The organism is Marinigracilibium pacificum (assembly GCF_012926615.1).
Taxonomy (GTDB): domain Bacteria; phylum Bacteroidota; class Bacteroidia; order Cytophagales; family Cyclobacteriaceae; genus Mangrovivirga; species Mangrovivirga pacifica.
On the sequence record NZ_JABBNU010000007.1, the window covers coordinates 64,898 to 76,786 of the forward strand.

An 11,889-nucleotide genomic window follows, 5' to 3' on the forward strand; every position below is an offset into this window, starting at 1 on the left:
TAAATGAAAATACTAGACAGGTATATATTTTTTAAATTCATTGGTGCTTTTTCATTTACGGTATTAGTACTAATTCCGATAATTGTAATAATCAATTTGACAGATCGAATTGATGACTTAATACAACACGGGGTAGGCGTAATTGAGACTGTATTATACTATATTGATTTTAGTGCCTATCTGATGACCTATTTAATGCCGATAATAGTCTTTATATCGGTGGTGTTTGTTACCGCACGACTTGCCAGTAATACTGAGATTGTGGCAATGTTAAGTTCCGGGATGAGCTATCAAAGGGTTATGAGACCATATTTTTATGGTGCAATTGTTTTGGCAATATTCAATTTTGTTTTGGTTGGTTGGATAACACCAAATTCAAATAAAGACAGGATTGATTTTGAAAAGGCTTATTTCAGAGGTCCGGATTATAACAATGACAGGAATATTCATATTCAGATCAAACCGAATGTTTATTTTTACCTGGAGTCATACAGGGTTCAAAGTCAGACTGGATATAAGTTTACTTTGGAAGAATTTAATGATGATGGAGGCATGGTCAGTAAATTGTATTCAAATAAACTGACCTGGACTGAAGACTCTCTGGGTAATGAATTCTGGAGAACTGATGAATATGTAATAAGAAAGATTCTTGATGGGGAAGAACAGATTGAAGCTGGTGAATATATTGATACTACCTTTGCTCTGACTCCAAAAGATTTTGAAAGTGATAAAAATAGAAATGAGACTTTCACCATACCTCAACTACGAGAGTTCATTGCATTACTTGAGTTAAGAGGATCGGATGATAAGAATATTTACTTAATCGAGCTCTATGTGAGATATATGTCGCCTTTCACTGTAATACTACTTACGTTTATCGGTGTTATTGTGTCTTCAAGAAAGACAAGAGGAGGGTCCAGTTTTCAAATTGCACTAGGATTCTTATTGGCCTTTATCTATATAATATTATTTATCATGTCCAGATCCTTTGCGCAAAACAATGGTGATCATCTTCTGATTCCGATGTGGACTCCTAATTTTATATTTACTGCAATAGGTGTTTATTTATATATTAAAGCTCCAAAGTAAGTGCCAAATAAAGATTTCTTTAAGCTTCATCTGATAGTATTCGCATGGGGCTTTACTGCAATACTCGGTAAGTTAATTTCTATCCCTGCGGTCGAAATGGTTTTTTATAGAACTACCATTGCTGCCATATTGATTTTTATCTTATTAAAGGTAAAAAATATTAAGCTTGCAGTTCCAACAAAAGATTTATGGAGGCTACTTGGTACTGGTTTGATAATTGCCGTTCACTGGATTATGTTTTTTGGGTCTATTAAAGTAAGCAATGCTTCAATTGCGCTTACAGGAATGGCTACTGCCAGCCTTTGGACTTCAATTTTAGAACCGATTGTTTTGGGACGTAAGATTCTCTGGTATGAAGTGTTACTGGGGATTGTCGTAATCATTGGATTAGCAATTATTTTTGCTTTACAACTAGATAACTTGATAGGAGTTATTATGGCTTTGATTTCAGCATTTCTGGCTTCATCATTCTCAATCATCAATAGCCGATTTACCAGAAAATATGATCCTTATGCCATTACATTCTATGAAATGGGTGGGGCAGCAATCTCGATAGCATTGTTTTTTCCATTATACCAATTATGGTTTACTAATGGTGCGCCTCTTCAATTGGGTACAAGTGTAATGGATATGGTGTATTTATTACTTCTCGCTGGTGTCTGTACTGTATACGCCTTCTCTGAATCTGTTGAAATTATGAGAAGAATATCCGCTTATAGTGTTAATCTTGCTGTAAACATGGAGCCTATTTATGGTATTATTATGGCTGTGATATTATTTCCTGAGGAGGAAAAAATGACCCCCGAATTTTATTTAGGTGCTGTAATAATTTTGGCTGCGGTTTTCTCATACCCACTATTTCAAAAACTACATAAAAGAAAAACTGCCTGATTTTTAAAGTTTTTATGAATTTTTGAAACCTTTTGTCATAATATTTGTTTAAACAAATAAAACTAAACAATAATTATTATGTCATACTTAGATAAAGCAACTCATCTATATGAAATGATCAATAGTGGTCAGCTACTTGATGCATTTGAAAAATATTACAGTGAAAATATTGTAATGCAGGAAAATAGTGAAGAGCCAAGAGTAGGGAAGGAATCAAACAGAGAATATGAAAAAAACTTTCTATCTAATATACAAGAGTTCCATGGAGCTGGTGTTGGTGCAATTACTTCAAATGAAGATACTAAGACCACTATGGTAGAATCTTGGATGGATGTTACCTTCAAAGGAGATCAAAGAGTTAAATTGGAGCAGGTTGCAGTCCAGAAATGGGATGGCGATCAAATCGTAAACGAAAGATTTTACCACCAATAATATCAAAGTCCTGTCAATAAATTGGCAGGACTATAGTTTTCCTTCCCAGACTACAAATTCATTGAATTTATGAATTTCAGGTTTACTTTGAAATAGCCCATAAATAGAGCTTCCAGAACCAGTCATTGAAGCATATATTGCATTTTGCTCATATAAATGATTAATAGCTTCTCCGATAATAGGATATTCCTTGACAATAGGTGTTTCAAAAGAATTTGTCAGTCTTCCCTTCCAGTTTTCTGGTTTTTCTTTGACTAATTCTTTTAATGAGAAATCAATCTTTTCAGGTGTGATCAGACTGTATGCTTTTGGGGTGCTAATATGGATTCCCGGATTCATCAGAACAAGGTAGTACCCTTCTAATGATAGGTCAATATGCTCAATGTTTTCACCTCTACCTGACACAAATGCAGGTTTATTACTTACAAAAAACGGACAATCACTACCTAGATCCGAGGCATATACTTCAATTAGGTCGTCTTCAAGATATAAATCAAAAAGATCATTAAGCATTCTCAAGGTAAATGCACCGTCTGCAGACCCACCACCTAGTCCGGCGCCCATTGGTATTTGCTTGTGCAGTATTATTTGAACAGGATCAAGGTTAAAATCTTTCCTGAAAGCCTTATATGCTTTGAAAATGAGGTTTTCTTCCTTTTTTCCAGGAATATTTAGTCCACTTGATTCAAAAGTAGTCTTAGAAGAATGATTTATTTCCAGGATATCACAAAATGGAATAGGAAAAAAAATACTTTCTATATTATGAAAGCCATCTTTTCTTTTACCAGTTACAAATAATCCTAAATTAATCTTGGCATTCGGAAAACTTATCATGATTATGATTGAATTAAAAAGAAGGGCTAAAATAAAAAAAGCTGTCTTTAAGACAGCTTTTTCATGATTTTATTTTTGCCAGTGGTCAATTACTTTTTGTGTAATACCACTATTACTGAATCCTCCGTCATGGAATAAGTTTTGCATAGTAACCATTCTACTTAATTCTGAGAACATTAATATACAGTAGTCAGCACATGATTCGGCATCAGCATTTCCAAGTGGAGACATTTTGTCTGCAAAATCAAAGAAGGTATCAAAGCCACCAACACCTGTACCTGCAGTTGTCATAGTAGGTGATTGTGAAATCGTATTTACCCTTACTTTTTTAAGTCTGCCATATCTTTCGCCATAGCTTCTTGCGATACTTTCAAGTACCGATTTAGCTTGAGCCATATCGCTATAATCAGGGAATGTTCGCTGTGCTGCAATGTATGATAGTCCAAGCACGGAACCGCCTTCTTTAATGAAATCCATTTTTTCAGCTACCTGTAACATTTTATGAAACGATAAAGCAGAAACATCTAGAGACTTTAACATCCAGTCATAATTAAGATCTCCATAATCTTTACCTTTTCTGACGTTAGGAGACATTCCGATAGAATGTAGGATGAAATCAACTTTCCCACCTAAAACTTCTTCAGTCTTTTTGTAAAGATTTTCGATATCTTCTAAACTAGTTGCATCGGCAGGGATAACCTGAGAATTAGTTTTTTCAGCTAATTCATTTATTTTACCCATTCTCATTGCAATAGGTGCATTGGTAAGTACAAATTCAGCACCTTCTTCATGTGCTCTTTCTGCAACTTTCCATGCGATTGATTTCTCATCTAAAGCACCGGTAATAATACCTTTTTTTCCTTTTAGTAAGTTATATGCCATGGTTATATTGGTTTCTTGCCGTGCAATTTAATTTTTTAATAGCTAATTCTAAAGCATTATTTAGTTTGATAGCTTATTAGTATCTCAAATTCCTTATAATTCTGAGAATTGTCCAATGGTCCGGATTTTAAATTTGAAAATGAACTTAATTTCCCTCCGAATTTTAGTTGTTGGGTCTTATATAATATAGTAAAGTAATGTCTCGCGAAATCTCCACTTCCTAATCTGATGTATGGGAAGGATTGATAGAAACCACTTTCATAAAAGTATAAACCCGGTGAGTTTTCTTCAGAGTAACCATATGATGTACCAATAACACAATTTATCCTTTTACCGGAATATTTTAATCTTTGAGAGAAACCAAATGAATAGCCTGATTCATTTATCATCCTTAGGTTACGATATTGCAATTGAAGGTCCCATAGTAAATTATGGTTAATTGTAAAATTAGATTTTATTGCAGCTTTGTGATTATAAGACTGTACTCTGTAATTTGTGTTTTTCCCTTCATTTAAAGCAATATTCTGACTTTGAACAAAGCCATAAATTAATTGCAAACTCCAGTTAGATAATGGTTGAGTGAATACTTTTATACCGAATTCTTCATTTGATTTAGGTACCGGGTTGTAAACTGAAATTTTATTTATCTCACTTATATCTGAATAAACCATTCCCGATAGTTTTTTATTCAGCTTATAAGTAAGAGCCTGATAAATTCCTTTTTCACCATTTGGGTTGGTTTTAATTCCTGTTGATGTTCCAAATATGCTAAAATAGTAGTCTGTTGTATATCTAAGCTGTATCAAATAGTCCCAATTTTTATTTAATGAAATTAGCATTCCTTCGGTTAATGAGAAGTTTTCTTGAATTGGGAAGTAGCTTATTTCTCCAAAAAGAGTTTTGTTTTTTATGGTGTATTGATGGGAAAGCCCTATATGAAAGCTGTTTTTTATTGGTGAGTCAATAGCTGTTGATGCAGTAAAAACATTAGACCATCTGGAATAATCAGCTAAAAATGATAAGTAGCCCCTATCTTTAAATTCTTTTTTGATTATTAAACCTGTATTGATTAATGAAGCAGTTTTTCGATAATTAGATTCTGTTTCAGTACGATGAAACCCTGATTTATAAATCGTAACGATTGTGTCATTTTCGATTTTTGCATCAATATTTCTTACTGAAATAAAACTTGAAATGCTGATGTCTTTTTTTAAGTTTAGGGTCGTTGCTATTCCCCTGTTAAAATTAAATTCATCATATCCATTATAAGTTCGAATACCAATTTGTGATCTTATTTGAGATTGAATTGGGTAGGATCCAAGACTCGAAAAAAATGCGTTGTTAAAATGTAATCCCTGCCCAAAGCCTATCTTATAATCTCCTAATATCACTTTGAAGGTAGTAGAATTGTATTGGATATTTCCACCCAGAAATTCTGGTGAACCTATTTTTGATGTTTCCTTATTCCAACCAGATTCCCCGGCATCTTTTTCAGTTTTTATCGATACGACAAAATTTTGCTTGTGGAATTGAACAGATGAACGATATTTTATATCTCTAAATTTAGAATCATAAGCTGCTTTATTGATAACTGATAGGTTTTGTTTGGTATTCGTTGGTTGATTAATTGTTATAAGCGTTATTAACAGTTTTGCTTTTTTATCCGAAAATCCACTGATCATACTAATCTCTTCAATCAAAATGAATTCACCATAAAGGCTTCTATGGTCTATTATGTTTTTAATGTCCTCTGAAGATAGAAATGGGATTTGTGAAAGGTCCTGCGCAGTGCAATTATTAATGTTTATCGGATTGTTTTTCAGATCTTCAATAAGTTGAGCTAGATCATCGTTATCAATTTGATTTTCCGGGTTTTGACTTTGAGAAAACCAGATAATGTCTTCAATATCAGATTGACTGAATGCAACAAACGTTATTAATATAAATAATAAAATAAGCAATGTCTTCATTTGATGCTGACTTGAAGATTAATACCGTGATGAAATGGGAGTCGGGGTATCCATTGTGTATTGTAATTGATTTTTATTCTTTGATATTCAAAATGTATCCCTCCGAAAATACTTGCAGGATTAATGTATGAACCCAGATCTATTCTAAATAAATCGTTTAAAACAGATGTCATTGCAATAGCAGCTGTAAGATTGTCTTCTGATGAAGATTTTAAAGCTGTATGAATAGTGACTTTATTGGATATTTCATGGCCAAAAGCTAACCTGTATTCAGAATATGAAGGAGTTTCCTCAGAATTGTTCCAGGTGCTTTGGGTGAAATTTTTAACCGATGCTGCAAATGCAGAGGTTTCACTGATATTAAACCTTCCTGAAAGATCAATAGAGAATGTGTGGTAGGAACCCGCTTCTTTCATATATAGTTGAGATAATTTGATTGCAGATCCAAATACAAAATTCTTTCTATTAAAGGCACCCTGAATTATGATTTGATTTGAATGCATTACCTCACTTCCATATCTGCTTACACCACTTCCAATTGTGAATTTTTCAAATGGTAAGGTTATTGCAGCTGTATACATGCCAATATGATTTTGACTGTATGGCATGTAGTATCCGGTTTCAATGGTTGGTTTTTCATAACTTATCATCGAAATTGGACTTTCGAAAAATGATGTTTTAAGGTCTGTAGCAATACCAGACGGTCCTATTCCATTGAGGTGATCAACGGGAGAAATTATTTGAGCATTAACCGAATGAATTGCCAGGACCAGAATGACTAGTCTTAGCATATTATTAGTTGATAAATTGTAATATTATAGTTGATAGATTTGCTAAATATATGAACGTAATCGAATATATTAAAAAGCTTTTTGTATTATTTTTTGCATTAAACGTTTACACTGTAAATGCCCAGGATTCAATCTTTTATGATGATGGTACCCTACGATCTATATCAATAGAGGTCAATAGTAATGAATCTAAGCAAATTACATTTTATAAGAATGGTAATAAGTCTGCAGAGGAGACATTAAAAGATGGAAAACTAGATGGATTGTGTATTTATTATTTTCCTGAGGGTTCATTGAAAGCAAAAGAAACATGGCAGAATGACATTCTACATGGTGAAGCTACCTATTACTATGAAAATGGTCAAATTGATAAAACAGGTGTCTTTGATCAAGGTTTATATTCCGGAAGCTGGAAACATTATCATCAAAATGGGAATCCTGAAAGAATAGTGAATTATGTCAATGGACTTCCTGAAGGTGGCTGGAAAGTTTATAATGAAAAGGGAGTTCTTATTCAGGAAGGTCAATATGTTAAAGGTATGGAAGAGGGTGTTTGGTTTTTCTATACCGATAAAGGGCAACTTGAATTTAAAGGAGAATATAAGTCAGGAGAGAGAGTTGGTAACTGGTATTATTATGACAAAAAGGGAAGAGAGACAAAATTAAAGCCTGGTGAGTACTAATTTATAAGGCGGTTTTTATATTAAAAAAGAATCTATTTTGACCTTCCGAATTAAACGAGTACTCAAACCGCATTACAAAGTCATAATACGTTACAAGATCGAGCCCTAGTCCATATCCAAAATTCACTTGATTAATTAAATTGTTGTCTGGGCCATAATTTAGGCTATTATCAACATATCCTATATCGAAAAATGATTTCAGATATAATGCAACCGGTACGGTACGAAACTGATCAATAGGCATCCAATTACCAAGTTTGAATTGATTCGAAAACAATTCCTTTTTAAAAGTTGACTTATTTAAAATGAAATGCTGGCCATCTATTACGTTTAGTTCAAACCCCCTAATTATTTCTTTTTTATAACCCATTCCTCTGAATACAAAATAAGGCTGTTTCGGAGGAAAAGAAGCTCTACCACTTATTCTGTTACTTAGATAATATCCTTTTCCCAGATGTTTGTATTTGGCAAACTCGGCTTCGAGTGAAGTCTGAAATGAATTGGAGAAAAGTCCCGTTCCCGATTGATTGATTGATCCTGCTAAAAGAAAACCATTCAATGGATAAGCTGATACATCTCTTAAGTCACGAGAAAATTGATATGTTAAAATCAGAAATTGCTTTTCAGTATCACCATTTAAAAAGTAATCAGGGTTTTCGAGGGCTACTGTGTCATCAATTTTTATATTTTGATAGGCAATTCTGAAACTATGAGTGTTCTGTATAGATTCTCTGATTCGAAGTGTTTCACTTATTCTGAATTCCCTTCTGATTTTTCTTTCCGAATCAAGAAACTGCTGCATGTTGTCTCTAGTGTCATAGGGGATATTTCTATTGTCATTGTAAAAAATCAATGTCTCCAATCCGGTTTTCAATCCTTTATTGATATAAGGAATATTGTAACCAAGAAGAAATTCTCGTGTATAACCAAATTGGAGTCCCAGAGACAAAGTTTCATCCATTCCCCTTAGGTTATACTGATATAGACCAACTCCGTAGTTTACTCTATCGAGTGATTTACCCTGGTTGATCCACCATTCACTGAAGTTTCTGTCGGCTAATTCAAATTTTATTGTTGGAAATGTATACCATCTTTCTTTGAGCTGAACCAAAATATCAATTTCGCCTGAGGCTGCAGGAATAATTCTTAACTCAACTGTGACGAAAAGACTAGTGTTGAAAATATTATTGCGATCTTGAGTTAGTAAGTTTTTTAGTTCTGAGACAGCAACTGTTTCTCCTGCAATTAGCTGCATTTCACGTAGTATGATTACATCCTTAGTCTTTTTGTTTCCTACAATAAATACTTTACCTATTCTTACTGTGCTGTCATTCAAAGACTCATCCAGAGTTACAGAAGAATTGGTTTGCCCCTTAATAATTAATGATGTAAAAATTAATACAAGACTAAAATATAATCGCATCAACAATTTTTTCAAATATTAAAAAAGTAATCTACTTTGTAGTATTCAATATTGCATTTTTATCTTGTTAATTTATACAGTATTTTGCAGAAAGTGATGGCAGAGGATTATCAAAATTTTACAAAACAACAGTTAATTAAGAAAATTCAGGAACTCGAAGAAGCTAATTCACCTGAAGAGAAATTACTTCTGGCAAAGCGTGAAGCTACCAAGAGGAGGGAAGAACTGACTGAATTACTGAATAATGCTGACCTGATGACCATAACAATTGGTCGAAAGGGTGTGATAGAGCATGTAAATGATAATACCTGTAACGAATTAGGTTATCGAAAGGAAGATCTAATTGGAAAGGATGCTTTTGATATTTTTGTTACCGAATCACATCGTGATGAACTCCGAATGATATTTGACCAGATTTTTAGCGGTCGTGTTACTCAACAAGGATTTCACTTGCATGTTAAAAAAAGAAATGGGTTAATCCTGCCTGTGAAATTTCGTTCTTTACTTTATTATAATGAATTCGAAATTGTTGAGACAATTACAATTATTGGTGAAAATATTCAAGATCAAATACATGCACGTGAAGCATTAAGGTTAAGTGAGGAGAAATTCCGTAAAATTTTCGAATACTTTCAAGATATATATTTCAGATGCTCCTTAAATGGTGATCTGACAATGCTTAGTCCTTCTGTCGAAGAGCATACCGGATATAGCCCATTTGAACTCGAGGGAAAAAATATTTCTGATTTCTATCTTTTTAATCCAAAGACCAAAGATTTAATCCGAAGGTTAATTAAGCATAAGAAAGTTCGAGACTTTGAGGTGAGCATTATTAGGAAAAATGGAACAATAATGCAGTGCCTAAGTAATATCAGATTTATTTATAATCACCAGGGGAAACCAGAACAGATTGAAGGTGTTGCTCGTGATATAACTCAGCTAAAGAGAGCTAATATTGATCTGATGAACGCTAAGGAGATTGCTGAAAAATCATTACGTGTAAAAGAACAATTTCTCGCTAATATGAGTCATGAGATCAGGACTCCAATGAATGGGATTATAGGAATGCTTGATCTTATTGGTGATACAAATCTTAATGATGAACAAAAAAAGTATTTGGGGATCATTAAAAAGTCATCAGAAACTTTACTGAATATCTTAAATGATATCTTAGACCTTTCAAAGATCGAGGCTGGGAAAATGCAGATCAAAACTTCCCCTACAAATGTGAGGGAATTATTAGAAAAGGCGAAATCATTGTTTTCTCAAAAAGCTGAGGAAAAAGGTATTAAAATAAATTACCATTTGCATAAGAGTGTTCCTGAATATCTAAAGGCTGATGAAACCCGGTTGTTACAAATTATATCCAACTTGATCAGTAACGCTATAAAGTTTACTGATACCAGTGGTGCAATTGATTTGAATATACGTTCAAAATTTAATAGTGAAGGTAAGCACCTTATTAGAGTTGAGGTATGTGATTCAGGAATAGGAATTCCGCCTGAACAAATTAATCAGTTATTTAAATCATTTAACCAGCTTGATAATAGTACAACAAAAAACTATGGAGGAACAGGTCTAGGATTAGTGATTTCTAAAAGACTAACCAAACTAATGGGAGGGGATATTGGCGTGTCTTCTGCTCCAGGTATGGGGTCTATGTTTTGGTTTACTTTCCAGGCAAATGTTTGCGATGCCCCCGAAGTTGTTGAAGTTAAAAGTGAAGAGTTTAAGCTTGGAAGATATTTTGAAGTAGCTCCGGAGATATTGCTGGTTGATGATAATGCTGTTAATAGGCAAGTTGCTAGTGAAATATTAATAAAAGCCGGATGTAAAGTGCATATGGCTGAAAGTGGTAAGGAAACTATTCGTATTCTATCTGAAAATAAATTTGATTTAATATTTCTTGATATTCAAATGCCTGAAATGGATGGTGTTGAAACATTAAAAATCCTTAAAAAGGAGAATATATTAAATGAAGCGCCTGTTATTGCAATGACTGCATATTCAATGCAGGAAGATAAAGAAAGATTCTTGCAAAGTGGTTTTGATGATTATTTACCCAAACCGATTAAAGCAAAAGATTTAATAGCGAAAGTCAAGCATCATGTTGGGATAGAGTTGGTTGAACGGGAAGAAGATGATATGGAAAAGGTTGAGACAAAACCTAAGATGATTGTTAATCAGAGTACGGTGGCTGATCTGGAAAAATATGGAGGGAAGGATTTAATTACTCAGGTATTTGAAGATTTTAAAATTGAAACAGTTGAATTAATCAGAGAGATAGAATCAGGCCTTTTGGAGACTGATTATGATAAAATAAAGAAAAGTTTACACACAATTAAGGGTAATGCAGGGACTCTTGGTATAGAGAAGGTTGCAGGTATTGCAGAAGCAATAGAATCACGCCTTAAACAGGAAAATTATGAAGGCCTCGTTGAGGATATTTCGTATTTAAAATCTATATTTGGAGAATTCAGAAATAGTTATCAGAGTATATTAAACCTCTAAAAGAGATGTCAGCAGCAAAGAAAGTTTTGATAGCAGAAGATAGTTCTGTCATCCAAAATTTAACAAAAAAGATATTAATTATTCAAAATTATCAGATTAGTTCCGCCAAGAATGGTGAAGAGGTAATCAAAGCATTGAATGATACAGATTTTGATGTGATTTTAATGGATATCAATATGCCTAAAATGGATGGTATGGAATGTGCCAAACAAATAAGAGCAATGGATAATCCCGAAAAATCATCAACTCCGATTATTGCGATAACTGGTAATGCAAAAAATTATTCTATGGATGATTTTACTGCTGTTGGTATAAATGAATATATCCCAAAACCAATCAATTTTGATGATTTGGTTAAAGCTGTAAAAAAATACACTTCATAA

At 33.4% G+C, this 11,889-nt stretch carries 11 protein-coding genes; 6 read left to right on the forward strand and 5 right to left on the reverse strand.

Annotation, left to right across the window (positions count from 1 at the left end; translation table 11 throughout):
• Window positions 1–3 precede the first annotated feature (3 nt).
• The 3 genes from HH304_RS12045 to HH304_RS12055 all read left to right on the forward strand — a co-directional run bounded on the left by HH304_RS12045 (window position 4) and on the right by HH304_RS12055 (window position 2,412).
• Entirely contained in the window at window positions 4–1,089 is a 1,086-nt protein-coding gene (locus HH304_RS12045; RefSeq protein ID WP_169681819.1) for an LptF/LptG family permease, read from the forward strand.
• On the forward strand, window positions 1,090–1,980 hold the full coding sequence (locus HH304_RS12050) for a DMT family transporter (protein WP_333908753.1): 891 nt from the start codon (window positions 1,090–1,092) through the stop codon (window positions 1,978–1,980). It begins immediately after the preceding gene.
• A gap of 78 nt (window positions 1,981–2,058) precedes the next feature.
• Window positions 2,059–2,412 (forward strand): SnoaL-like domain-containing protein, encoded by a 354-nt coding sequence (locus tag HH304_RS12055; RefSeq protein WP_169681821.1) that lies wholly within the window; start codon window positions 2,059–2,061, stop codon window positions 2,410–2,412.
• Window positions 2,413–2,442: 30 nt separating this feature from the next.
• Here HH304_RS12055 and ispE read toward each other — a convergent pair whose 3' ends face one another.
• From ispE to HH304_RS12075, 4 genes are all read right to left on the reverse strand, one after another.
• Entirely contained in the window at window positions 2,443–3,246 is an 804-nt protein-coding gene (gene ispE, locus HH304_RS12060; RefSeq protein ID WP_169681823.1) for a 4-(cytidine 5'-diphospho)-2-C-methyl-D-erythritol kinase, read from the reverse strand.
• A 69-nt stretch (window positions 3,247–3,315) separates the two neighbouring features.
• Window positions 3,316–4,128: an enoyl-ACP reductase FabI gene (locus tag HH304_RS12065; protein ID WP_169681825.1), complete on the reverse strand. Its 813-nt coding sequence runs from the start codon at window positions 4,126–4,128 to the stop codon at window positions 3,316–3,318.
• A gap of 56 nt (window positions 4,129–4,184) precedes the next feature.
• Complete coding sequence (locus HH304_RS12070) at window positions 4,185–6,098, reverse strand: ComEA family DNA-binding protein (RefSeq protein ID WP_169681827.1); 1,914 nt, start codon at window positions 6,096–6,098, stop codon at window positions 4,185–4,187.
• Window positions 6,095–6,889, reverse strand: a complete 795-nt coding sequence (locus tag HH304_RS12075) for a hypothetical protein (RefSeq protein WP_169681829.1) — start codon at window positions 6,887–6,889, stop codon at window positions 6,095–6,097. The genes HH304_RS12070 and HH304_RS12075 overlap by 4 nt, the downstream gene beginning before the upstream one ends.
• Before the next feature lie 50 nt (window positions 6,890–6,939).
• Between HH304_RS12075 and HH304_RS12080 the strand changes: the two genes are divergently transcribed.
• Window positions 6,940–7,572: a toxin-antitoxin system YwqK family antitoxin gene (locus HH304_RS12080; protein WP_169681831.1), complete on the forward strand. Its 633-nt coding sequence runs from the start codon at window positions 6,940–6,942 to the stop codon at window positions 7,570–7,572.
• 1 nt (window position 7,573) lies between these two features.
• Here the strand turns inward: HH304_RS12080 and HH304_RS12085 are convergent, their stop codons facing one another.
• Window positions 7,574–8,995, reverse strand: a complete 1,422-nt coding sequence (locus HH304_RS12085) for a BamA/TamA family outer membrane protein (protein WP_169681834.1) — start codon at window positions 8,993–8,995, stop codon at window positions 7,574–7,576.
• Window positions 8,996–9,091: 96 nt separating this feature from the next.
• Here HH304_RS12085 and HH304_RS12090 point away from each other — a divergent pair, with 96 nt between their 5' ends.
• Both HH304_RS12090 and HH304_RS12095 read left to right on the forward strand, forming a co-directional pair.
• Window positions 9,092–11,506 carry a PAS domain-containing hybrid sensor histidine kinase/response regulator gene (locus tag HH304_RS12090; protein ID WP_169681836.1) on the forward strand — a complete coding sequence of 805 codons (2,415 nt, stop codon included), beginning with the start codon at window positions 9,092–9,094 and terminating at the stop codon, window positions 11,504–11,506.
• A gap of 5 nt (window positions 11,507–11,511) precedes the next feature.
• Complete coding sequence (locus HH304_RS12095; RefSeq protein WP_169681838.1) at window positions 11,512–11,889, forward strand: response regulator; 378 nt, start codon at window positions 11,512–11,514, stop codon at window positions 11,887–11,889.